Source organism: Bartonella bennetti, assembly GCF_045945445.1.
Classification (GTDB): Bacteria; Pseudomonadota; Alphaproteobacteria; order Rhizobiales; family Rhizobiaceae; genus Bartonella.
This window is the reverse complement of the sequence record NZ_CP174576.1, coordinates 419257-441847: the sequence shown is the minus strand read 5'-3', so window position 1 is coordinate 441847 and position 22591 is coordinate 419257. Positions and strand designations below refer to the sequence as shown.

The 22591-nt window shown below is 35.9% G+C and carries 31 protein-coding genes, 3 tRNA genes and 3 pseudogenes; 20 read left to right on the top strand and 17 right to left on the bottom strand.

Annotation, left to right across the window (positions count from 1 at the left end; genetic code table 11):
- Nucleotides 1-182: 182 nt before the first annotated feature.
- The 3 genes from ACJTDF_RS01965 to ACJTDF_RS01955 all read right to left on the bottom strand — a co-directional run bounded on the left by ACJTDF_RS01965 (nt 183) and on the right by ACJTDF_RS01955 (nt 2489).
- A complete protein-coding gene (locus ACJTDF_RS01965) occupies nt 183-1475 on the bottom strand; it encodes a TolC family outer membrane protein (protein WP_407965913.1) in 1293 nt (430 codons plus the stop codon).
- Nucleotides 1476-1531: 56 nt separating this feature from the next.
- Nucleotides 1532-2206 carry a protein-L-isoaspartate O-methyltransferase family protein gene (locus tag ACJTDF_RS01960; RefSeq protein ID WP_407966196.1) on the bottom strand — a complete coding sequence of 225 codons (675 nt, stop codon included), beginning with the start codon at nt 2204-2206 and terminating at the stop codon, nt 1532-1534.
- 209 nt (nt 2207-2415) lie between these two features.
- A tRNA-Cys gene (locus ACJTDF_RS01955) sits at nt 2416-2489 on the bottom strand.
- A gap of 189 nt (nt 2490-2678) precedes the next feature.
- On the opposite strand from ACJTDF_RS01955, the gene ACJTDF_RS01950 reads away from it, so the two are divergent.
- Nucleotides 2679-2753: transfer RNA gene (locus ACJTDF_RS01950), tRNA-Asn, on the top strand.
- 704 nt (nt 2754-3457) lie between these two features.
- Here ACJTDF_RS01950 and ACJTDF_RS01945 read toward each other — a convergent pair.
- Nucleotides 3458-4705, bottom strand: coding sequence for a DEAD/DEAH box helicase (locus ACJTDF_RS01945; RefSeq protein WP_407965912.1), 1248 nt, complete (start codon nt 4703-4705; stop codon nt 3458-3460).
- A 262-nt stretch (nt 4706-4967) separates the two neighbouring features.
- Nucleotides 4968-5498 carry a hypothetical protein gene (locus tag ACJTDF_RS01940; protein ID WP_407965911.1) on the bottom strand — a complete coding sequence of 177 codons (531 nt, stop codon included), beginning with the start codon at nt 5496-5498 and terminating at the stop codon, nt 4968-4970.
- Nucleotides 5499-6638: 1140 nt separating this feature from the next.
- Between ACJTDF_RS01940 and ACJTDF_RS01935 the strand changes: the two genes are divergently transcribed.
- Nucleotides 6639-6724: transfer RNA gene (locus ACJTDF_RS01935), tRNA-Leu, on the top strand.
- Nucleotides 6725-6918: 194 nt separating this feature from the next.
- Here the strand turns inward: ACJTDF_RS01935 and ACJTDF_RS01930 are convergent.
- From ACJTDF_RS01930 to ACJTDF_RS01910, 5 genes are all read right to left on the bottom strand, one after another.
- Nucleotides 6919-7176, bottom strand: a complete 258-nt coding sequence (locus ACJTDF_RS01930) for a helix-turn-helix transcriptional regulator (protein ID WP_407965910.1) — start codon at nt 7174-7176, stop codon at nt 6919-6921.
- Nucleotides 7177-7257: 81 nt separating this feature from the next.
- Nucleotides 7258-7881, bottom strand: coding sequence for a lambda exonuclease family protein (locus ACJTDF_RS01925; protein WP_407965909.1), 624 nt, complete (start codon nt 7879-7881; stop codon nt 7258-7260).
- Nucleotide 7882: 1 nt separating this feature from the next.
- The gene (gene bet / locus ACJTDF_RS01920) at nt 7883-8674 is read right to left on the bottom strand and encodes a phage recombination protein Bet (RefSeq protein ID WP_407965908.1); all 792 of its coding nucleotides are present in this window, start codon (nt 8672-8674) and stop codon (nt 7883-7885) included.
- Between the two features lie 15 nt (nt 8675-8689).
- The gene (locus tag ACJTDF_RS01915; RefSeq protein ID WP_249678004.1) at nt 8690-9070 is read right to left on the bottom strand and encodes a hypothetical protein; all 381 of its coding nucleotides are present in this window, start codon (nt 9068-9070) and stop codon (nt 8690-8692) included.
- Nucleotides 9071-9255: 185 nt separating this feature from the next.
- Nucleotides 9256-9873, bottom strand: a complete 618-nt coding sequence (locus ACJTDF_RS01910; RefSeq protein ID WP_407965907.1) for a helix-turn-helix transcriptional regulator — start codon at nt 9871-9873, stop codon at nt 9256-9258.
- Between the two features lie 109 nt (nt 9874-9982).
- On the opposite strand from ACJTDF_RS01910, the gene ACJTDF_RS01905 reads away from it, so the two are divergent.
- From ACJTDF_RS01905 to ACJTDF_RS01865, 9 genes and pseudogenes are all read left to right on the top strand, one after another.
- Nucleotides 9983-10282 (top strand): helix-turn-helix transcriptional regulator, encoded by a 300-nt coding sequence (locus tag ACJTDF_RS01905; protein ID WP_407965906.1) that lies wholly within the window; start codon nt 9983-9985, stop codon nt 10280-10282.
- Nucleotides 10283-10325: 43 nt separating this feature from the next.
- Nucleotides 10326-10514: a hypothetical protein gene (locus ACJTDF_RS01900; RefSeq protein ID WP_407965905.1), complete on the top strand. Its 189-nt coding sequence runs from the start codon at nt 10326-10328 to the stop codon at nt 10512-10514.
- Nucleotides 10515-10968: 454 nt separating this feature from the next.
- On the top strand, nt 10969-11307 hold the full coding sequence (locus ACJTDF_RS01895; RefSeq protein ID WP_407965904.1) for a hypothetical protein: 339 nt from the start codon (nt 10969-10971) through the stop codon (nt 11305-11307).
- 29 nt (nt 11308-11336) lie between these two features.
- The gene (locus ACJTDF_RS01890) at nt 11337-11666 is read left to right on the top strand and encodes a dATP/dGTP diphosphohydrolase domain-containing protein (protein ID WP_407965903.1); all 330 of its coding nucleotides are present in this window, start codon (nt 11337-11339) and stop codon (nt 11664-11666) included.
- A pseudogene (locus tag ACJTDF_RS01885) lies at nt 11659-12132 on the top strand (crossover junction endodeoxyribonuclease RuvC). Before ACJTDF_RS01890 ends, ACJTDF_RS01885 begins: the two are co-directional and overlap by 8 nt.
- Nucleotides 12122-12487, top strand: coding sequence for a DUF1376 domain-containing protein (locus tag ACJTDF_RS01880; RefSeq protein WP_407965902.1), 366 nt, complete (start codon nt 12122-12124; stop codon nt 12485-12487). Before ACJTDF_RS01885 ends, ACJTDF_RS01880 begins: the two are co-directional and overlap by 11 nt.
- Nucleotides 12477-13541: a DUF1376 domain-containing protein gene (locus tag ACJTDF_RS01875; protein WP_407965901.1), complete on the top strand. Its 1065-nt coding sequence runs from the start codon at nt 12477-12479 to the stop codon at nt 13539-13541. Before ACJTDF_RS01880 ends, ACJTDF_RS01875 begins: the two co-directional genes overlap by 11 nt.
- A gap of 126 nt (nt 13542-13667) precedes the next feature.
- The gene (locus ACJTDF_RS01870) at nt 13668-13949 is read left to right on the top strand and encodes a hypothetical protein (protein WP_407965900.1); all 282 of its coding nucleotides are present in this window, start codon (nt 13668-13670) and stop codon (nt 13947-13949) included.
- 167 nt (nt 13950-14116) lie between these two features.
- Nucleotides 14117-14437, top strand: a pseudogene (locus ACJTDF_RS01865) (hypothetical protein); the annotation flags it as partial.
- A 301-nt stretch (nt 14438-14738) separates the two neighbouring features.
- Here the strand turns inward: ACJTDF_RS01865 and ACJTDF_RS01860 are convergent.
- Complete coding sequence (locus ACJTDF_RS01860; protein ID WP_407965899.1) at nt 14739-15032, bottom strand: HigA family addiction module antitoxin; 294 nt, start codon at nt 15030-15032, stop codon at nt 14739-14741.
- 15 nt (nt 15033-15047) lie between these two features.
- On the bottom strand, nt 15048-15329 hold the full coding sequence (locus tag ACJTDF_RS01855; RefSeq protein WP_249677308.1) for a type II toxin-antitoxin system RelE/ParE family toxin: 282 nt from the start codon (nt 15327-15329) through the stop codon (nt 15048-15050).
- Nucleotides 15330-15518: 189 nt separating this feature from the next.
- On the opposite strand from ACJTDF_RS01855, the gene ssb reads away from it, so the two are divergent.
- Nucleotides 15519-15971 (top strand): single-stranded DNA-binding protein, encoded by a 453-nt coding sequence (gene ssb, locus ACJTDF_RS01850; RefSeq protein WP_407965898.1) that lies wholly within the window; start codon nt 15519-15521, stop codon nt 15969-15971.
- Between the two features lie 10 nt (nt 15972-15981).
- A complete protein-coding gene (locus ACJTDF_RS01845; RefSeq protein WP_407965897.1) occupies nt 15982-16512 on the top strand; it encodes a hypothetical protein in 531 nt (176 codons plus the stop codon).
- Between the two features lie 3 nt (nt 16513-16515).
- On the opposite strand, the gene ACJTDF_RS01840 is transcribed toward ACJTDF_RS01845, so the two are convergent.
- Nucleotides 16516-16938 carry a type II toxin-antitoxin system HicB family antitoxin gene (locus ACJTDF_RS01840; RefSeq protein ID WP_078680044.1) on the bottom strand — a complete coding sequence of 141 codons (423 nt, stop codon included), beginning with the start codon at nt 16936-16938 and terminating at the stop codon, nt 16516-16518.
- A gap of 20 nt (nt 16939-16958) precedes the next feature.
- Nucleotides 16959-17141, bottom strand: coding sequence for a type II toxin-antitoxin system HicA family toxin (locus ACJTDF_RS01835; protein WP_407965896.1), 183 nt, complete (start codon nt 17139-17141; stop codon nt 16959-16961).
- Nucleotides 17142-17491: 350 nt separating this feature from the next.
- On the opposite strand from ACJTDF_RS01835, the gene ACJTDF_RS01830 reads away from it, so the two are divergent.
- The 3 genes and pseudogenes from ACJTDF_RS01830 to ACJTDF_RS01820 form a co-directional block, all read left to right on the top strand.
- Nucleotides 17492-17818: a hypothetical protein gene (locus tag ACJTDF_RS01830; protein WP_407965895.1), complete on the top strand. Its 327-nt coding sequence runs from the start codon at nt 17492-17494 to the stop codon at nt 17816-17818.
- Entirely contained in the window at nt 17815-18399 is a 585-nt protein-coding gene (locus ACJTDF_RS01825; RefSeq protein WP_407965894.1) for a hypothetical protein, read from the top strand. Before ACJTDF_RS01830 ends, ACJTDF_RS01825 begins: the two co-directional genes overlap by 4 nt.
- 561 nt (nt 18400-18960) lie before the next feature.
- A pseudogene (locus ACJTDF_RS01820) lies at nt 18961-19443 on the top strand (antA/AntB antirepressor family protein); the annotation flags it as partial.
- Here the strand turns inward: ACJTDF_RS01820 and ACJTDF_RS01815 are convergent.
- A complete protein-coding gene (locus tag ACJTDF_RS01815) occupies nt 19439-19663 on the bottom strand; it encodes an Arc family DNA-binding protein (protein ID WP_015856236.1) in 225 nt (74 codons plus the stop codon). The pseudogene ACJTDF_RS01820 and the gene ACJTDF_RS01815 overlap by 5 nt on opposite strands.
- A gap of 75 nt (nt 19664-19738) precedes the next feature.
- Between ACJTDF_RS01815 and ACJTDF_RS01810 the strand changes: the two genes are divergently transcribed.
- The 3 genes from ACJTDF_RS01810 to ACJTDF_RS01800 are packed head-to-tail and all read left to right on the top strand — an operon-like array spanning nt 19739 to nt 20971.
- Entirely contained in the window at nt 19739-19942 is a 204-nt protein-coding gene (locus ACJTDF_RS01810) for an Arc family DNA-binding protein (RefSeq protein WP_004859798.1), read from the top strand.
- Nucleotides 19935-20696 (top strand): phage antirepressor KilAC domain-containing protein, encoded by a 762-nt coding sequence (locus ACJTDF_RS01805; RefSeq protein ID WP_407965893.1) that lies wholly within the window; start codon nt 19935-19937, stop codon nt 20694-20696. The genes ACJTDF_RS01810 and ACJTDF_RS01805 overlap by 8 nt, the downstream gene beginning before the upstream one ends.
- Nucleotides 20693-20971 (top strand): hypothetical protein, encoded by a 279-nt coding sequence (locus ACJTDF_RS01800; protein ID WP_407965892.1) that lies wholly within the window; start codon nt 20693-20695, stop codon nt 20969-20971. Before ACJTDF_RS01805 ends, ACJTDF_RS01800 begins: the two co-directional genes overlap by 4 nt.
- Nucleotides 20972-21016: 45 nt before the next feature.
- On the opposite strand, the gene ACJTDF_RS01795 is transcribed toward ACJTDF_RS01800, so the two are convergent.
- Complete coding sequence (locus ACJTDF_RS01795; RefSeq protein WP_407965891.1) at nt 21017-21298, bottom strand: type II toxin-antitoxin system YafQ family toxin; 282 nt, start codon at nt 21296-21298, stop codon at nt 21017-21019.
- Nucleotides 21285-21548: a type II toxin-antitoxin system RelB/DinJ family antitoxin gene (locus ACJTDF_RS01790; protein ID WP_078680035.1), complete on the bottom strand. Its 264-nt coding sequence runs from the start codon at nt 21546-21548 to the stop codon at nt 21285-21287. The genes ACJTDF_RS01795 and ACJTDF_RS01790 overlap by 14 nt, the downstream gene beginning before the upstream one ends.
- Nucleotides 21549-21989: 441 nt before the next feature.
- On the opposite strand from ACJTDF_RS01790, the gene ACJTDF_RS01785 reads away from it, so the two are divergent.
- Nucleotides 21990-22571, top strand: a complete 582-nt coding sequence (locus tag ACJTDF_RS01785) for a hypothetical protein (protein WP_407965890.1) — start codon at nt 21990-21992, stop codon at nt 22569-22571.
- Nucleotides 22572-22591 lie beyond the last annotated feature (20 nt).

The following is a 22591-nucleotide window of genomic DNA, read 5'->3' as shown; positions in this document are numbered from 1 at the left end:
AAGAACGATAAAATCAACACATCTCTTTGTCTGAAATATGATACTACACACAACTTTTTTTCAACATGATACAAATTTAGGCAAAAAATATTTTCAATATCAATAATTAATTTATAATATACCCATTTATGCAAATTAAAATTATTTTAGTGTTTAAAAACCACTAATTATATCCTCGATTTTCAGTGAACATATTTAATCGTTTTCAAACCCAAATAACTTGCAGTCAATTTACCAACAGAATATTGAACACTATAACTTGCAACAACAACATCACATTCTGCTGCTATTAGCGCAATCTGAGCATTAATCAACTGCGTCTGAGAGTTTAAAACATCCAATGTAGTTGCCTGCCCTACACGATTTTCTTGAATACGACCTTTAAAAGCAATGTCAGCAGCACGAACACTCTCACGATAAGCTGCAACAGATGCACGAGCACCTTCTAACTGAAACCAAGCAGAAGTAAGTGCTTGTTTTACATTGCTTTGAGCTAAATCAAGCTGAAAATGGGCTTGCCTAAATTGTTCCTTTGCCTGGCGAATCTGCGCAGATGTACGTCCTCCTTCAAAAATTGGAAAACTAAGTGAAAGCCCTACGGATTGAGAAACTCCATCCTCTCCAGGCCCTCTATAAATCCGATTATAAGATGTTGTCGCAGACAAATCAACTTTAGGAAGCAATGCTCCTTCTTTTGCTTTGACATTATAAAAACTAGAATCAATTAAATATCTTGCATAAAGAATCGCGGGGTGCATAGCGATACTAATTTGATAACCGGAATCAAGATTCATTGGTAATTCTTTTGCCATCAATGGGCGTTCTAATTTTTCAGGATCAGCACCAATTACTTGCCGATAAATTGCTTCCGCTGATTTTACATTAGCATGAGCAACACTAAGCTCAGAAACGGCAACAGAACGAGCTGCTTGTGCTTGAGCAAAATCAATACGCCCCCCTTCCCCTACCTCAAGTTTTGCTTTATCTGAACGAACTTGCTCTTCAAGGGCAATCAAATTTTTTCGACGCAGATCAGCAATACGACGCGCTTTGTACACATTAGTGTATGCTGTCACAACTTCAAGAAACATATTCTGCTCAGCATTACGAAAATATTCATGCTGCGCTTGCATTTTTAATTTAGCTGAAAAAAACGTATTTTGCGTAATAAAACCATCAAATAACCTTTGATTTAGCCTTATTCCTATAAACCCAGAGGTACTATAAGGAGCTATAACAGCTTTATTTCGACCATAGCTCCCAATTCCTTCAATTTGTGGAAAAAAACCTGAACCTGCAACAACCACATCATCTTTTGATATGCGCACAGCCGCACGCTCACTATTCAATTTAGCATTATGCAGATAAGCTTTAGCAAAAGCATCCATCAATGTATCAGCATAAGCCAATTCAGAGATAAAAATGCAAAAAATCAGGAACAAACATACTTGAAATTTCTTGTTTATTTTAAACACAACATAAATCCTAAACTAATCATACTATTCTTTATATCTATTTATAAAAATCAGCATTAAAATACAAAATCAGGCAACCTTAAAAATTCAGGTAAGGGTTTCACAGAAAGATTAAAACTACGACAGACCGAAATAGTACTCTCTTTTCTTACATAGATTCGTGCAATACCAGCATTGCCATGTCCTTCAACCACAACAAGACGTCCATCTTCTCGCATCTGATCAAAAATACCATCAGGAATGAAATCGACGGCACCTTCAATAAAAATTACATCATAAGGTCCTTTAATAGGATATCCTTTCTCTAAGGTCCCATGAACAACCGCTACATTATTATAGTGATTACGCTCCAAAATTTTGGCAGCCTGTTCTGCAAGCATCTTATTGCCTTCTAATGCAATAACGGATTTCGCAAGTTTTGAAAGCAATGCAGCACAATAACCGCTATTTGCACCAATATCCAAAACAACATCCGATGATTTTATAGTTGCCAATTGTAATAATTTTGCTAAAGATGCAGGTCTCATTAAATAACGTACAGGCAAATTACTCTGCGCTGGAAATACAACAATATCAGCATCACGATAACTTAAATTTCTAATATTTTCTGGAACAAAATCTTCACGTGGTACTGTTAAAAACGCTTTGAGAACCAACAAATCTGTCACATCTACTGTACGAATTTGATTATCAACCATTTTACGGCGAAGCTCTAAAAAATCTATGATCATCACTAAATTTCTCTCCCATACGCAATAAAAGCTCCAAAAAAGCAGCAACAGTTTTAAGATGTGAATATCTGCTACTAATAATGGTGCGATAAAAAGCATGCTATAGTCAATAATTAAGATCCCAATTTCGCCAATTTTAATGTACACTGTATTCTACTAGATACGAAAGCAACTCATTTGAGATTTTGAGAATTATCAATCAAATTAACTGGAGGCCTCGCCCGGAATCGAACCGGGATACAAGGATTTGCAGTCCTCTGCGTAACCATTCTGCCACGAGGCCTCATTAAAATGTAAAGATCGTCAATAAGGGAAGGCAAAGCATCCGTCAAGGCAAAGAAACTTTTTCTAACCTTTTTATTCATTCATATCATATTGTAATTTGAAGATTTAAAAAATTAAAGTAATTTTTCTCTTTGCAAATCAATATTGCTTTGCTATAGGCTTTGTAAATTAGGTGATTATACACTGTTCCCCGGTAGCTCAGTGGTAGAGCAACCGGCTGTTAACCGGTTGGTCGCTGGTTCGAATCCGGCCCGGGGAGCCAGATTGTTTTTTTACTGAAATAACTTATTGATTTTCCACATATTTTTTAAAGTGAGGGATTCATAAATGTAATGTGAGGGAATAGGATTTAATATTTTCTCTAAAATGCATTGCGAATCGGTATTTCTTTTGAATTTTTTATAGCTACTATAATCTGCAATCTTCGTAATTTTACCTTTTAGATATGTTGCCAACTTGCACGTATGAGCATCCTGTTTATTATGCTTGAAGATTTGTCTTGCTAAACTTGAATTGATGACAATAAAGTCTTTTCGCTCTAGGTGAATAAAGAACTATCCGATACAAAAATCACATTCATTATATCCTACATCCGTTAAGTAGGATCAGCATACACATCGGAATCACTTTTCTTTTAATTTTATTTTCTATTTTCAATCGTGTTAGTGCCCTCTTTAGTAGGTTTCTTTATTCATTTTTTCTGTTTAACCTTCTTCCTAAAATAAAAAGCTCTTACTAAAATCATAAAAAAATAGTGAAAACTGTCATCACCAATAGTAAGCATAATCGGACTTAAAGGCCTCTATAACATATAAAGTAAGCTGATTTCACATTAATACACCTATAGTAGCGTATTCGTCTCGCTTACTACATCAACTTTAAAACGCAATGATCTCACATATTTTGGTTTTTTGTGTTTTCATCGAGTTTTTTTACTTTTTGATTGTGCAATTTTATCGATGCTATTTAAGATTTTTTCCGATCTTTAAATCCTCTTAAATGATGTTTTTTACTACCTTCTCGCTTGTAAATTTTCGGTTCAGCTAGTTTCTCAGGTAATGATGCAAACTGCAAAGGAATCTCTTTTCGTGTTAATTTCATACGAATCAAGCGCTCTATAGACCACAAACGTACCTGCTCTATTTTTTCATCAAAAAGTGTAATAGCATCACCAGATGCACCATTTCGTCCGGTACGACCAATGCGATGCACATAGCTTTCAGCATTATCTGGCAAATCATAATTAATAACATGGCTGATTCCCGGAATATCAATACCACGTGCAGCAATATCAGTTGCAACCAAAACTCTTACCAGTCCTTCACGAAAATCTTTTAACGCACGCTGCCGAGCATTTTGTGATTTATTTCCATGGATTGTCGCAACAGAATATCCTGTTTTTACTAAACTACGCGCAACAGAATCAGCCCCATGCTTAGTACGTATAAACACAATAACTGAAGCCAAAGCAGGATTTGTTAAAAGTTTACTCAAAACACTCTTTTTTTCACTTGTAGAAACACAATACAGCACTTGAGTAATCTCCGCAGCAGTGGTTCCTTGAGAACCAACTTCTATTTTTACTGGCTTCTTAAGTAAATTATCTGCAAGCACATTAACTTCTTTTGACATTGTCGCAGAAAAAAGTGCCGTTTGACATTTCTTATGCAAAAAGTTTGCAATTTGTCGCACATCATTAATAAAACCCATATCTAACATACGATCAGCCTCATCTAGAATAAAAAAACGAGACTTAGACAGATCAACATATTTACTACGGATAAGATCTATTAAACGTCCAGGTGTTGCAACCAAAATATCCACACCCTTTGCCATCCGTCTAATTTGTGTCAAACGCGACATTCCCCCTAAAATCAAACAAGTTGAAAGATGGGTTCCTTTTGCAACAGCACTAATTGCTTCTTCAATCTGAACAGCAAGTTCACGCGTAGGAACCAAAATTAAGGCTCGCGCAGTTTTAGGGTGACGCTTATCACCTAAAGTTAAAATTCGGTTCAAAATGGGTAAACTGAATGCCAATGTTTTTCCAGAACCAGTTTGTGCAATCCCTAAAATATCATGCCCTTTTAATATTACTGGGATAGCTCGCTCCTGAATAAGCTTAGGTTTATGCATACCAGCAATAAACAGGTTTTTAACTAAAAGAGAGGACAAACCTAATTCTGCAAAAACATTTTCTTTACTTATACTCAAAATAAAATTTTCCCTAGCTCGATAATTATCAATAAATTACAAGCTAAATCTTAGTATTAAAAAACATACAATAGAGTCCTAATTTTAATTTAGTGGACCAATGCTTGAAATAAAATAAACCGCCAGACACCACACATGGGAATCTTACTCCCAAATAAGATGTACAAAACCTCTTTGTGTAAAAAACTAATTCATCAATACAAACGCTTTAATAGGCAATATCATCGGATTAAAATAAAAAGCAAGTACCTTGCAAAATTATTTATTTTTCTATTACTGTTTCCTTCGGCATATTCATTCCCTTAAAATCAGGATAAATCTCCAGAAAAATTGTATTTTGTATAGTCTTCTGTCCCCCATAAACTAAAAACCATTTATCATTATCAAAAATCGCTAAGGTTTTATATTTTATGATACGATCCTTTGTCTCAACCACAGTTGGAATCAAAGCATAAAAAATATCATTATTAATTTGCTTATAGTCTATTTCTGTTTCATCTAAATGATAAGCATCAGTAGGCAAATTTTCAAACTGAACATGCAGTTGCTCAAGAAAATTATTACGTAAACTATCCTCTGTTGTGTTTAACCGGCGCGCCATTTCTCTATAAAGCCGATCAGGCATATGAGCAGAAATAATAGAAAAATCTCTATTTTTCATGGCCTTATTAATATCAATGACCAAATTTGAAAGCGCAGTTTTTTGCGTTACTGTTGGCTCAGCGACTACATTATATGTTCCAATACCTAATAATAAAAATACACTCAGCATAAAATAAAAAATGGATTTCACTTTCTATATTCCTTTATTCAAAAAAATTTCAAATTACAAAACTAAATAATTCTATAATCATCTGTAACATAACGATATTTCTAATAAAATTATTTAATTTATCTTTATAAGGTATGGAAATTAATATGTTTTTTTAATAAAAATCAACACAGAATAAAAACTTATAACTAATTTCGTAAGGCACTAAAAGTGTATAATCTCGTCATTAAAATAATAATTTGAGCTCAAAACTATATTGCTAAAAGCTAAAAATAAAATATTGCTCTACCCCCTGAAAAGGCGAGTTTTGTTTTTTAATGCCTAAAAAATATTTACAATCAAAATTACTATTAAAAATAATTAGAAGATTTTTCTCTTCACGAAAAATACTTTTCAGAGCGTCAATCAACAAAAACTATCTCAAAAACAATACCTCCACAATTCAGGATTTCAATCATTGTCAAAACAATTCGATTTTTAAGAACTATAATAGTACAATATGTAAGAACTGCTTCAATATCTCACAATTTAATTATACTCATTTCAGCTACAATAGTCTCATCTACAAACGTATCAACATTTCCTAATTTGATATGTTTCCCATTATTAAAAATAAAAAAAACCACCTTTCAACTTCCTGTAGTTTAATAAAAAGATACTCTGCTTGCCAATCACATTAACAAAATAAATTACTTACATCACTAATCAACCACTTCTTCCTACAGATACAAGTATCAAATCTGATTTGTTTTTCTCACTGGAATTTTAATTTTATTGCAAAGCAACTTAACATCAAACTATCGTTTGCAATCTATCAAGAATTATAAGAAACAAAATAGCACCACAAACTTTATATAACTGTATATAATAACTATTAAATCTCTATATTTTAAACAAATATTTGCATCATATTTTTGACTAAAAAATTATTTCACTGAAACAGCATTTTCAAAAAATTATGTAAAACCATTATAGCTTTAGTTATATTATAAACAAATCCACTCATAGCATGAATTGTTTTCTTTTATCACAAGCATCATACAGATTTTAGCCATAAAAATTATAAATTTTCTGTCAAAAATTTTATTAAAAGCTGAATACCTCACCTGTTTATTATTAATCCTTGATTCAATAGAAGATATAGCTTATGAGAAATTGTCCGCGGACGTGATGAAATCGGTAAACATAGCAGACTTAAAATCTGCCGGCCTAAGGCCTTGCGGGTTCAAGTCCCGCCGTCCGCACCAGGGCATCTGAATTTTCCCTTATTTTTCAACGGCTTATTAAAAATCATAAAAAATTAAACCACCTTTTGAACCACCTTTTACAACTCCATTATAACGCCATCAGACGGCACCACGATGATGCTAAAATGCGAATCATTGTTACTTTTTGAGGTACCTTTTTAGCATTTTGATCTCCTCCTCATCTTTTAGAACAATTATACTGAATCTCTTTCAGTTTTTTTGGCTTCAATATAACGATCAATTTCAACAAGATCCCATTTTAAATAACGTCCTTCTTGTATAGACTTAGGAAAAGCTCCAATTTTCACAAGCTCTCTAATGTAGGTCATTGACATTCCGAGATAAATTGAGAGATCTTGTATATTAACAAGTCGTTGCAAGCGCATCGACAGTAAAGCTTGTTCGAATAAACTTATTTTTTCTATTGAGGCAGTTAATTTTTCTTCGTTCATTTGAAATTTTCCTTATTATCGACGTGTTGAGAATAATGATAATGGGTGGGGGTGCTGGGAGGAGAAAGCACCCCCCTAACTTTAAGCAGCTTGAGCTGTAATCTGTTTTATCTCTTGTTCGATTTCTTCTAAAAAAGTTTCAACCGCTTGATTGATGGATTCTATCTGTTCATCATTGCGATGAATACGCTGAACCTTAAGACGTAAGTGAGCGGATTGTTCTGCAAACCGCGGATCATAGCTCACAAAATCACACCACTGACGTCCTGTACAAGCCATTTGAAAGTGCATTTGTGCTAAATATTCTGGTTTGATTGTTTCTGTCATCCAGAAACGAAGGTGGTTTGCAGACTGGGGACATTTAATTTCAACTAATCCATTCTCACCAATGAGCCCATCAGGACTTGCTCCGGCCATTTGAATTGTAGGATGTTGAATGAAACCACATTGAGTGACCTCTGTATCGTAAATGAAGGCATATTCTTTCAATGCATTCTCTTCATGTTCAATCCCCCATTGCATCGCTGCTGTTGTATAAGATTGGCTTATTTCACCGACTAAACGTTCTGTCATGAGTTTGATTTTGTATTCTTCATATTTGCTTGTGGGCAAGTTTTTAGTAGTTCGACTAAGGACGTTGTAAATATTTGAAGAGGTGACCTTCCCTAAACGTGCTTGAAACCATTCTGCAGTTCTTTGCCTCATTTCACACCGCCCGTTGCTCTGGGTGATGAACACTGTCTTGACTGTAGGTGTCATCATAGTCATAGACAATTTCAACCGGCTGTTGTTCTTGAGGAGTTTGTTTTTCTCTTTTTTTCTGTAAGAGATGCAAAACAGTCTGTCCTTCTTGAAGAGAAAGATCTGTTATATTTCTGACATTTGCAAAGCTCAAAACTTTCGTTTCGTCTGTTTGTGTTTCATGCATGAGGCTTTGGATTTCCATGATCATTTCATCGGAGACAGGCTGCCTTTGTGAACGGGCGCCCTGATTAATCCGTTCCGCTTCATCTTCGTCATAAATACCGGAAAATCCGAAAGCATAACGAGCACATTGGATGACCGCTTTATGACGCAACATACGTGCAGGATATTTCTGCCATGGGTCAGTTTTTTGTTTACATTCGTTAAGATATTCAGTGACCTCAATAGGATCTTTAATTTCTTTCAAACGAATAGCACATTTGATGGCGATCAGATTTCCGTCCTTATCGAGTTGATCTTGAAAGGTCATTCCGTCAAATTTAGGATTTGATTTGATGATCTTGATCCATCCATCAATAGAGACAACAGGAATAATACCGCCACCTCTTTTAGGAAGAGCGTAAATCTCTTTTGTGAGTGGATTGAGTCCATAAGTATTAGCGACGGAAATAAAAGCAGCAAATTCTTCATCAGAGAAGTTATGACTGATACAGGTTTTAACAATGGTTTTACGAAACTCTTGTTCTGAGAAGCCATATTTTTGCGATATAAGGCTTAAAGGAGAATGTGTCATGTTAAAGATTCCTCTTTAAATCACATCAGAGAGTCTGAGACGGTGTTGCTCTTCATAAGTGCCATAGATCTCATCATCAATTTTTTGATCTTCGAGATCTTTTTTAAAAGCTTCATAGGCATCGCTGTATTCTACAAAAGGAGGAATATCGCTATCTTCATCAAGCATCCAGCTGCTTTGATCTAAATATTCTTCAGCAATTTCTTCGGAAATATCTTCCCATCGATTTGTTGAGAGCTCGATGCGAATAATTCTTTCCACATCATCGATGTCAGATAAAAAGTTCAATACTTCTGTTTCATCATAAAAAGGTCCAGAACGTGCAGTGTTTTCGTTTTCATTACTGCACATTGCTAAAAGAATTTCATTTGGATTAATAAAAATCGGCTTTTTCATATCTACCCCCTCTAATGCCTTGCGACTGTTGTTTGTGTGTGTTTGTAGCTTTTATTAATTAATATAATTATAATTATAATTATAAAATATCAAGTAAAAAATTATAAAAAGTTATACTTTAATAAAAACCATTATAACATTTTGCAAAAGTAGAAAGGGAAAATGCCTTTTAGCGTAACTGATAATTAGCGATAAGATCGAATCATTTTACTGTAAGAGCTTGTTGGTAAGGTAGCAAAAATTTCCCCAATCCATGTAATTTTAGCATTTTTAATGGGAGGCGCATTCCAAGAAAGCAAATCTATTTCGCCATTCATACCTCTACTAATCTGTTTTATATATCTTTTATTATCATGTGTGAGAATAACCGCTTCTTTTCCAAAGAAGTATTCTATCGTTTTGATTTGACGCCGTCTTGCAATAACCATGTCTCCATTTTTATAAACAGGAAGCATAGAATCTCCTTTAACTTCAAAGGCAATCATATCATCAGGTAAAACAAAGGGAATTTCTATTTGTTCAAGACCATCTTCAGGGATTTGTTCAAAACTTGGGTCTATTTGCGTTCCTGCTCCTATATATCCCATAAGAGGAACGAAAGTTGTTAAATGGTTATCTCCCTTTAATTCTTTATATAGTTCTAGAATGGCATCACGATTAGAGCCGCGGGGATCAGAATCTTTTAACCATTTAGATACTGAAGCTTGTGTTACGTTTAACCGCCTAGCTACATCTTCTTGCGTTAAGTTAAATTCGGTCAAAATCTTTTTTAATGTGCTTATGATATTAGATTTATTACTCATACTTCTGCTTACCTTATTTTTTTATCGTTGATAAAGATAAATTTCCTTGACTGTATATAACTATAATTATATGAATAAAATAAGACAAAGCTGTTATTGGAGCTTGTAAATGGATCAACGAGAAGATTTTAAGAATTTGACTAAGTCAATACGAAACAAATTTAATTGGACACAATCAGGGATGGCTAAAATGCTTGGTGTAACTCAAGCCGCTGTTTGCAAATGGGAAAAAAGAGGATCTATCTCTGTAATAAATTATTTAAAGCTGCAAAAATTGAAAGGAAGCTCTGATGCGACTTCTGTTTTTAACGAAATAACAAAGCCTCAAGATTCCTCTCCACTCTCATTTTGTGATGATATTTCTGGTTGCAGAGATGAGTGTGAGTGCAACGATATGCAAAGGCTTTAGGGAGCATGATAATACAATTACACTATGAAGAAAGGAAATAAAGATGGATTCCAATTTGGCAGCGGTGCTTACGCTTTTTATAATCAATGTAATCATGTTTTTGGGTTGTTTGCGCTTTCGTAAAACGATGAAAACGTTCGAAAAAGAGACAGATAAAATAATGGAAGACATAATACGTGAACAAGAAGATTTAATTCAAAAACAAAAAGATTTAATTGAAAAATATTCCTAAGCCCTATGCCTACTTTTACGGTTTCTACATAGATAATAACGAGCACCAACAGCAGCATTCACACTCTTAAAGAAGAAAAATCATGAGCAACAGAATATTGAAGAAACTCTACACGCAGCTTTGTAGATTAATAGGTTGTCATACGAAAATCGAGGATGGAGATAATCAATGAGCCAAAATGTAATAATGGAAATATTAAACACCTTAGTCACACTATCTAGCATATTATTACTATTCTCTTTTATTATTCAGCAACAACAAAGGTTCTTAAAAACTCTCACGAAAACAACTAAGGAACAAGAAGCACTGATTAAAATATTGCAACAATACATGCGATTAATGGAAGCCATTTGCGATAATTTTTCTGGTTGCAGAGATGAGTGTGAGTGCAAGGATATACAACGGCTTTAGGGGAGCATGATAATACAATTCACTATAAAGAAAGAAAATAAAGATGGATTACGGTTTATCAGCAATGATTGTGTTTTTTATGGCTAATGTAATCGTGTTTTTTGTTGATTTTTATGTCTTTCATAAAGAAATGCAAAGCTCATCTTATACTTTTTGCATTTTAGAAGATTTAACAAAAGAAATGCATTTTCCAGATGGCAGCACAATTGTTTTTAGCGATTCTGATTGGGATTTTTCTCTTGATGAAAATGATAATTTAATAGCTAAAAGTGCTTTAGGACCATCATTGTCTATAAAGGCATATAGTAATGCGTACGGTTTCAAAAAGCATTTCATAGATAGTTTACAGAAATACATGCGATGTGGTGAACACGCAATATAAGCACGTTATAGTCTTGAGGGGAGATAATCGTGGTTTTTAAAGCCCATAAGAATGATATTGATAAACCGCGTGTTGATCTTATTCCACCACTGACATTGCTTGATATTGGTCGTGTTTTGGAATTTGGAGCCAATAAGTATGGGGCTAATAATTGGCGTTCTGGTATGAATTGGAGCCGTTTGTATGGAGCTGCTTTACGTCATTTATTAGCTTGGTTTGGTGGAGAAGATAAAGATCTTGAAAGCGGATTGCCACACTTGGCTCATGCAGCTTGCTGTCTTCTTTTTCTCATGGAATACGAAACTCAACAGATTGGTTGTGATAATCGACCAAAAGGAAGGATGAAGTATCATGATTGACGCCATTTTATGCCTTGATCTAGGCACCAAGACTGGTTGGGCGCTCTGCGGTGCAGGTGGTCATATAATAAGCGATACAGAAGATTTTCAATCACGCCGCTTTGAAGGCGGTGGAATGCGTTATTTGCGTTTTAAGCAGTGGCTTTCTGAACTAAATAGGTAAGTTGATGGAATTGAAGCGGTGTACTTTGAAGAGGTGAGGCGTCATGTTGGTACGGATGCAGCACATGTTTATGGCGGCTTTTTAGCAACGTTAACGGCGTGGTGCGAACATTACCGGATCCCGTATAAGGGCATTCCTGTTGGTACGATAAAGAAAGCAACAACAGGGAAAGGAAATGCTTCGAAAAAAGAGATGATAGAGGCAATGCGTTCCAAAGGGCACTGTCCTTGTGATGATAATGAGGCAGATGCTTTGGCAATTGTATATTTAGTTCGAGAAAAGGAGATCAGTGATGTCCATTAGTAGAGTTCCTTGCGTAAGATTTTATTCCACTCAGTTTTTAAAAGAGCTCATGGGTTTGCAAGCAACGGAGAAAGGTGTTTACACAACATTAATGTTGCTTATGACAGAAAAGCAAGCGCCTCTTTTAAATAATGCTGCTTATTTAGCAGGCTGGTGTGGCTGTTCAGTAAGAAAGTTTCAAAAGGCATTAGATGTTTTAATAAGCACGGGTCATATCACGCGTTTAGAGAATAGCGATTTATGGCATGGATCAGCGGCATTTAATCAAGAGTATAATAAATTTTCAGAGCGAGCTTCAAAAGCAGCGATAGCAAGATGGCATAAGCACAAAAGAGGAGAAATGCATGTCAACTAAGTTGCCATGGACGAGGCTGTTTTCATCACAATGGATTGTAGATGTTAGTGGCATGAGTATAGTAGAAAAAGGTCTTTATATGACTCTTGTCTTATACATGTGCGAAGAGCGCCGACCTATTGTTGAAGATGCTCCTAAATTAGCACGGTGGGCTGGTTGTTCAGTTAGAGTTCTAAAAAATACATTAGATATCTTGTTACGTGATGAGAAGATCATACGTTTAGAAGATGGTCGTTTATGGAGTTTAAAAGTTGAAGAAGAACTTAACAACTGTAATGAGAATTTAGATAAAGCTTCGGAAAAGGCTTCAAAAGCAGCAAAAGCTAGGTGGGATAAAAATAGAGATAAAAGTAATAATGATGCACGTGCAATGCGTGAGCAATGCACAAGCAATGCATATGCAATGCTTAATGATGCCATTAACAATAACAATAACAATAACAATAACAGTTATAATAAAAAAACTAATACTATCGTATTATCAAAAAAAGAACTTGGTTCTGAAAGTTTAGAACCTATCGATTTGATTGAAGAGCCAACAGAGGTTGATGCTGTTAAGAACCAACCAAATCAAATCGCAACCTCATCAGACAACCAACCTCCCATTCACGAGCAAGAGAACATTTCCCAAAAAGCAAAACGAGCGCAAGCTAATCGAGGCTGTCGACTGCCTGAGGATTTTGAGCCTGATTACGAGTTTGCCATTGCAGAGGGCTTACCTCCAGAGCGTGTGAACATCGAGAAAGCAAAATTTCGAGATTACTGGAATGCGAAGACAGGAAAGGACGCTACCAAGCATGATTGGCAAGCAACCTGGCGTAATTGGGTTCGTAGAGCGATCGAAAAATTAGAGGAAAGGAAGAACTATGAACAACAACGCTCTCAAGGCCAAAAAAGCGTTGGGGAACGGATTGCAGACAGTGTCCTTGATATCGGCGCTCGAGGATACTTTGAATCAAGTTCACAGCATGATAGCGCCGGGTTTCCCCTTGAGCTTAGTGGATGGTACCCAGTTGACCAAACAGCAAGAAACGATTGCTTTAGAGGCTTATGATCGGCTTCAAGAGCTGTTTGCGGTGAAAGCTGATAAAGAGGATATCTCTAAGGCTCTTCGCATGCTTTCCTGTGGTTTGAAAATTCCACAGCGCTCAGATTATGAGGTATAGCGCTTGCTTATGGCATGGCTTTAGAAACGGTTTCATCTTGGTCGCTGATGAGAACGGTTAAGCGGATTTTATGCGGTGAAATTGATGGTTTATCGGATACGTTTTTTCCTAGCACTCGTGAGCTTGTAAAGTTGTGCCATGCTTTAGAAAACGAGCTTTTATCCAAAGCTAATTTAGTTCGTAAAGCCGTTATGAAGAGCTGTGAAAGAGAAAAAGCAAGTCCTCTCAGGCTTGTTGAAAGGATAGAAGCTGAAAATGTTTTGAATGGATTTGGAGAGAAGGTTTCAGCAAAATAGTGAAAAGTGGTGATCGTTTTGTGATTGTATATGTATTTAAATCGACAGAAACATACCATAGAAAGAGATCTGATAGTTTTTTGATGAAATTCCGCATTAGCAACATAAAAAGCGCTGTGTGGTCAAATTTGAATCAAACAGAGTGTGACGTAAAAATAGGAAAAAAGATGCAGATTTTAAATTTAAAACAGTTGTTCTTAACAAACCGTCAACAGCCGATGCAGAAGAAATTTGTAGCAACGGCAATTGGTCATGTGCCGTGGGGGGATGGAGCGGCAGAATATTTTTACAATCTTTACGAATATGAAGATGGCACGAGAGAGTGTGAAAAGTTTGATGGTGGCCAGTATTACACCATACCAGAAAATGCTGATTTCAGTACCAAAGCGCAGGTAAAAGCCTGGATCTATGGGGGCAATGTGCCACGGAATATTCTGAATATCGAGCCTCTCATAGAGGAGGTGAACAAAAACATCAAAAAACATTCTGTAAAGATGGTGATGGACGATCAAGATGATGAACCAATGTTGAAAAAAATGGATCAGGAGATAGAGAAAGCTCTTCATCAAGAATTTAAGAAATCTAAAAAAAAGAAAAGCATTTCAAAAGAAATTTGACAGTGCTGAGGTCGCTTAAACCTATTTTACAAAAGGTTGTAATAAACCAAGTTAAGCGTTCTGGCAAAAACTGGAAAGAAATATTTCTGAAAATTTGTAATGCTACTAAAGAAACAGGCGCTATAGCTAACGCTGTTCAAAGAATTATTAATTTATTTTAGAATTAGAAATTCTAAAGATGTCCTGCTTGTTCTAAGGATAAAATATTAGGGAGTGGAGTGTTCTGCCGTGCTTGCCAGAGATCATGCTTTTGTTGTAATTTAAGCCAAAATTCGGCATCGTTCAAACCAGCCTTTTCTAATCGTAAAGCAAGGTTAATACTGATGGCTGCATGACCGTTTAGGACACGGGATAAAGTTAAACGTGCAATGCCGAGATGATTTGCTGCTTCTGTTATTGTTAATCCTAATGTATCAAGCAATTCTTCTTTCAAAATGCCACCAGGGTGTGGAGGATTGTACATCATCATAATACCTCAAAATCAGTGATAGTCTTGATAATCAACAAGTTCAACATCTGTTCCAATAAAACGAAAAGTAACACGCCAATTTGCATTTACACGCATAGACCAATAACCTTTTAAAACGCCAGTAAGTTCATGTAAACGATACGACTTAATCGTTACTTGTTCGGGTGCGGATATTGTATCTAAAATTACCAAAATATTTGCTAATTTTTTCGCGTGTGCAGGTTGTATTCCTTTAACAATTCCTCTTTCGAAGAATAACTTCAACCCTTTATGCTTAAAACTAACGATTGCCATATATTACCCCTTTGTTACTTGATACGATACACCATGCATTTATGTCAATCGATTATTTATTAATTAGTCATGTAAAACATAATTTAATATGTTAAATTATAATAATATATTATTGAAATAATTGAAAAAATAAGCAAATCATGTTAAGATCTTATGTCTATAAAATACAAGTTTAAGGTCAGGAAAAACATGCTCAATAAAGTGACATTAATCGGACGCCTTGGTGCTAATCCCGAAAGCAAAACAATGAATTCTGGAGCAGAAATAGTCAATTTTCGGTTGGCAACCTCTCAGAGCTATACAGATAAAAAGACCCATCAAAAAATAGAAAAAACTGAATGGCATTCTGTGGTGATTTTTAATCCACATTTAGCAAAAATTGCTCTTCAGTATCTCAGGAAAGGAAGTAAAGTTTATCTTGAAGGACAGCTTCAGACACGCAAATGGCAAGATAAAAATGGACAAGATCATTCCACAATAGAGATTGTCCTGCCTCAATACAGAGGTGAGTTGAAGTTGCTTGATGTAAAGAACAATCAACTTGCATCCCATACCTCTTCACCTATCACTTCCGAAAGTTATGCCGCCACTTCAAGAGCTGCTGATTATAGTACAGCTCTTAGTGATAGCATGCCATTTTGATTGATAAAATATGACAAAGAGAAAAAAACGTGCAAAACGTGGACGTCCACGACTTAAGAGACGTCTAAGAGAACCAAATGGACGTATCTTAAGAAAAAAATCCATGGATAAATCGGCAATTAAAATGCGTGCCAAACGCTTTGGCTTAACCATAGAACAAGCAAAAAATCCGATTTCAAGTACTTACGTAGGTCGGCTTTATTTACAAGGTGAAATCAATCAAGATCAATATGATGCTGCGCAAAAATATCTTGAAGTGAGAAACAATTACCTCTGTGCAAAAGGATTGCCTAATGCTGTTTATGATGACTTTACTCCTGCATCAGATGAGGCGGCACAAAAACAGTGGGTCGAAAGAGCAACTGATTGTTATGAAAAGACGAAAGAGGCGATAAAAGAAGCACAACGCCTTTATAGACAGCATAACCTTTACGCTGCGCTACAATATCTTGTGATAGAAGATCAATCACTACCACATCTTATCGGTTCGCTGTATATTGCTCTGAATGCACTTTGTAAACATTTTACACAAAACCACTAAATTTCAAGCAGCATTTTGAACATTAATAGTGATCTCTTTTCCAAGAACAATGAGAGCGGTTTCTAAAGCATCTAATTTTGTTGCGTGGTTTAAATCCAACAATCTGTCAATTTGTATTGGGTGAAGTTGTAAAAGACGTATGAGATCAGCTTTGCGTAAGTCTTTTTCAATCATAGCGTTATGTATTGCAATTTTTAAAGTGGCCAATGAAGATACTTCAACAAAAGGATAAGCAGTATCATGAGCTCCAAAAGGAACGACTTCACGATCTCGGAAACGTCCCATAATGACTGTTAAAAGTGCGTTTTTAGCATTTTCTAAAGCTTCTTTTTCGTCGTTACCATAGGTAATAAATTCCTGAAAGTCTTTGCAAAGGACAAGAAGAGTATCATTATCATCTTTGATAAATTTAAGTGCATATTTCATTTACATCTCCATATTCAGACCTACTTCAATTCAAGATCTTTAAGAATCTTTTGAACTAATCCTGTTCCTAATTCTTTCCGCGCACCATGCATAGGTAAAACGGATTTTTTAGAACCACGCTTTACAAGCAAATGACCGCCTTTCCCTGAAGTAAAACTGCAACCATGTTTTGTAAGATATCTTTTTAATTCATGACTGTTCATAAATATAATATAACATCTAAAATGTTTAAATACAACAAATATGTTATTATTTATAGAAAATTAAAGAGCGACTTTTAAAATACTAAATTTTGATCAAAAAATAAAAAAACACAAGATCATGATTTTTTTGTTGACATGACATAAAAAGTCGTATTTAATGACGTCACGGCACTAGTTGAATTGTGTCTAAAATTCAAAAATATCCCCAAAAATTCAGTAAAATATCAAGCTTTTAATATGGCTAGAAGGCCCTGTTTTCTTGGTAATTTGGGCTAATCTATTTTTCAAAGAATAAAAATTAATATTTGACATCATTATGTCATTAATTAATTGCCTCAAAAGGAGCGAAAATGAAAGCTGTCATCACTAAGCCAATGTGTGTTATTGGCGACAATAAAAGCACTATTCGCTTTGAACCATCAACACCCAATAATCCATTTGTTGAAGTTTCCAATCATGTCTATGCTCGACTTAAACGAGCAAACGCCGCAAAACCTTTTGTTGGAGTCAAGACAACAATAAAACCTGAAAAGGTAATTGAACAGACTAAGCTAATAGAAAAAGAAGTTGTACAGACACCTTCTGAACCAGATGTAGAAGAAACTTCACTTCAACAGACCGAAACACCTAAAGCTTCCAAATCATCAACATCTCCTGCCCAAAAGCTTAAAAGTTGAAATTAATCATCCATCAAAAATGGTATCTTCAACAAGTAAAAGATACTTTTACCAATCTTCAAGCACCACGCCTTAATTGGGCTTTGCGTAATGCTGTAAACACCTCTGCAAAACAAGTCGAACGCTTTGCTGAAAAACAAATTGCTGACATTACATCCGCCCAATCAAAGCGTATCAAAAAAGGTGTTTATATTAAAGAAAAGGCTACAGCAAAGCTTCTCGAGACAGATATCATTGGTTCTGGAACACCGATACCTCTTAAATTTTTCCAAGCAAAAGAAACAAAACACGGTGTGACTTACACAATGTTTGGAAAAAAAGAAATCTTGCCTCATGGTTTTATCAAGGGTGGGGGTTTTCCAAAGCGTGTTGAATTAAAAAAGCTGAAAGGTAATGTCTTTCAAAGAGTGGATGGAGATAAATTTCCCATTGCAAAACAAGACGGCCCCTCAATTGCTGCGGTGATGTCCAAGCCAGAAATTGCAGATGCTATTGTAAAAAAAGCCAATGAAAGACTAATCAAAAACATACAGTACCAACTTGCTCGTCAAGAATATGCCGCCAATAAGAAAGCTAAATAATGTTCTTAAGCTATATCAACACACTACTCACTTTAATTGTAATTTTTAAAGAAAATTATCGCTTGTACTTTGGTTTTTTTCAGAAAAAAATAAATAAAATCAATGCAAAAGGTACTTTCTAGCGGGTTAGGTCTGTTGCGGGGCGGAACAGCGCGAACTATCGCTAGCGACAGAATTTTTAAATTGACTGTACATTGTACACTTAACTCATTGATAAATAATGATTTCAATATGTACACTGTACAGTATGTGAAACGTTTTCTTAGCAAGAAGTAATTTTTGTTACTTGACAATTCTATAGTAATAGGTATCTTCGAATTAGGTGCCTAACAAACACCTTAGAACCATAAGCGGATTGGTTGCCGAAATAATCAGTCTTCTATACATTAAAGACTTTGACTCATTATATGCTACATGCGTATAATAATATCTGTCGGGTGTGGCTATGCCATATAATACCCTTTTGGGAAAAGCATAGCGACGGACTTATGGCCGTGTTTGTTAGCGCCCGGCACTCTTTTTGAGTGTCATTAACAAACGTCTAACCATAAGGAATTCATTATGAATACTCTTATAGAAATTAAAGAACGGATTATTGATCGGGAAACTGTTCAAACCGTCAATGCCCGTGAATTACACGTATTTTTGGGAATTACATCAAAATTTGCAGACTGGATTAAAAATCGCATTAAAGAATGCAAATTTCGAGAAAATATAGACTTTATAGGTTTTTCTAAAAATTTAGAAAAAGGTGGGCGTCCAAGCATGGAGTATTACCTCACCTTAGACATGGCTAAACACCTTTCGATGATAGAGCGTAATGACAAAGGGCACCAAGCTAGAGAATACTTCATCGAATGTGAAAAGATTGCAAAGCAAGTAGCAACACCACAGATCGATTATTCAAGCCCAGAAGCAATGATTGGATTCTTGAATCATCTACAAAATCAAATTGAGCAGAAAGATCATGTTATTGCAGAATTAACTCCCAAGGCAGAAGCTTTGGAAGGCTTAAAACGTTCTGATGGGCTGTTCGGTCTTATTGTTTTTTATTCACGAGTGATTGTTCAAGGAGCTTTTTGAGATCTTCTGAATTCATTGCCAGTAGGTGATTTAATGTAACGGTAGTGCGGACAGAATCTTCTAAACGAGCAAGAATTTCACCCGTAAGGCTACGATGATTTGCTTCAGCAAGCTCTTCCAATTGATTTTTCAGTTCAATTGGAATGAGAAATTTAAATTGCACACGATCTTTTTTTGTCATGCACCTAAAATATACCTAAAATACACTTGACACAAGGTACCTTTATGGTACTAAATATGTGCATATGGAGGTAAAATGAAAACGATCCAATATAAAATAAATATGCCACATACATTAAAGGAGTGGTTGTTTAATCGGGCGACTGAGAATGATCGCTCTCTTTCATCTGAAATAATTAACATTCTCAAAAAAGAAAAAGCGCTAGAGCATAAGTCCGCAAAAACTCTCTCTAACGCTTTACATCTAACTAACCTGAAAGAGGTCAATTACAATGAATAATAGCACATACTTACCTATCAATAAAGACAAATTAATCAAATTACGAGAAGTCGAAAACGAGCCTCGTGTTCGCGATGTGGACTTAGCAGAAAAATTAGGGTTTGTTCGTACACGTGACGTTAGAAAATTAATTACAAGAAATATGCAAGAAATAGAACGGTTTGGGAGGTGCGCCACTGTGGCGCACGTAATAAAGGGCAATAACGTAACAGAATATTGGCTTAACGAAGAGCAGGCGTTATTGATTGCGACATTATCGAATACAGAAAAATCTTCTCAAGTTCGTTATATGCTTATTAAGTTATTTGTTGCATGGCGTAGGGGCGAGATAAAGCAATCCTATGTTCAATCGATCGACTACTCCAGTCCAGCAGTAATGCTTGGTGTCTTAACGCATTTAAAAGATGAAAACGAGCGGAAAGACACTATCATTGCTAAATTAGAACCAAAGGCAAAAGCACTTGATGGCTTAAAACGCTCTGATGGTTTATTCGGTTTGATAGAAGCTGCAAAGATGTTGGAAGTACGACCAAAGGATTTAACTAATTACCTACGTAAGAATGACTGGGTGTATCGACGGGCTCCGAGTGGTCCTTTGTTACCTTATCAGGATAAGATAAAGAAAGGTTTTATGGATTGCCCTGCTATCACCATTCAAAGACCGGATGGAACAGATAAGGTGCTTCCTTCAACAAAAATTACACCAAAAGGATTAGCTTGTTTGAGAGAACAAATCTTTGGGGGTGTACAATGAAAGTAGATACAAACTTCTTATGCGATTTGTGGATAGAGTTGGCTCAATTTTCCAATCATCAAAGCGTTGGAGATGAGGATTGTAACACGCTGGTGCAGGTCATGGGCGTGGTGGAAAAAGCTTTGATTTTAGAACTTCAAGATGAAGTGCCCAATTTTACAAAGATTCTGGCAGTTCTTACAGATTTTGGAGCTTCAGAGTTTCCCATGGCTATGAATCCTTTTTTGAAAGCTTACGAACCAAATTTGGAGAGCCCCATTAAAAAAGTTGCTTAAGTAAAACACATCTCCCCTCCCCGTTCTCAACAATGGGGAGGTGGTTTAAAGATCAAGTTTTGAATGGGAGCCCAGACGCACTAAAATCAATCGATCTTGATCAATCAAGCGATAAATCAACACTAAGTCAGGTCGAATATGGCAATCCCGATAATTGCTCCAATTCCCAGTTAATGCATGGTCATGATATCGAGGTTCTAAAGGTTGATCATTTGCTAATGCTGCAATGATTTGGCGCAAATCAGTATCTAAAAGATGCCGATACCGTCCTTTCATTTCACGCTTGAAATCACGTTTGAAGATAGTGGTACGTTCAATCGTCCGCATAGAGATCGTCAAATAATTCGTCTACGGAATGAAACTTTTTTAAGTTACCTTCCTCTAGTTCTGCAAAAGCCGCTATAGTTTTCGCATTAGGTTGAAACAAGAAGGACGGAATAGCTTTATCTTGTGCAATACGTGTCATCAACACTCTCACAACATCACTTACTGATAAACCTGAAGCTTGAATAACTTGACTAGCAACATTTTGAATTTCTTCTGGTACACGCGCTTGAACCATACGACTGGCAGCCATAATGATTTCTCCTCTCTCAACTGTATTTCAATGTAATACAATTGAAGTACAATTTCAACTGTAAAGCATTGTTTTTTAGAATGGAAAGGTAGTTTTGTTTAGCAAACGCTTGCTTTTTTTAAGACTTTCACCTGTTAAAGCCCACGTTTGCGGCGGTCTTTTGTTACATATTTAAAGAAGGACGGTGGTAAAACATCTTTAGCTGGCTTTAGATGTGCAAGTTCTTCATCTGTCAATGGTGGAGAACCACGGCTTCCAAATCTTCTTTTGTGTAGCCACAGCTTATTTTAAAGTTTTTTTTGAAAACCAATAATTCTCGTGTGACTTGGAGCGTATCCGTTTGCATACCGGAATGTATGCCCGATTATACCTGATTGTCAATCATTCGTAACACCGTAAACTCTTACTTCTTATAGCAGAGAAGTAAAGCTAGGAGAAATTATGAATAAGAAATCTCGAAAAGGTCTATCAGTTCGTGCGTTTGCGAAAAAGATGCGTGTTTCACCTAATGCGGTGATTTCTCGTTTTAAAACAGGTAAATTTGATGCGGCTCTTTTTGAAGATGGTTCTGTCAATGAAGCCGTTGCAACAGCCATTTGGAATGAGAATCCAACAAAGCGCCCACCCCCATTTTTAGCGCCTGATGGTCAACCGCGGACAAAGATCAAACAAGCCTCCACAGATGGAGCTAATGAATACAAAATTAAACTGGAGCGAATGCAAGTTGCACTTGAAAGCGAAAAGATTGCCCTTGAACGTTTACGCGAAACAACTGTTGATCGAGAAGAAATGAAAAAGGCAGCGCGTGAATTTGGAAGAGCACACCGTGATGCCATGTTGAATTTTCCTCATCGTTTTGGTGCAAGCATTGCTGCACAAGTTGGATGTGATGCAGCCAGCCTTATTGGTGCCATTGATTATACTATGAGAACCGCTTTGCTTGAGGCTGTTAATATTCCAGTGCCTTTTCATGATCCTCATTCTCCAGAGTTAGAAAACTTGCAAGAAACGAATAATGGATGAAAATGCAGTCGAAGAATTTT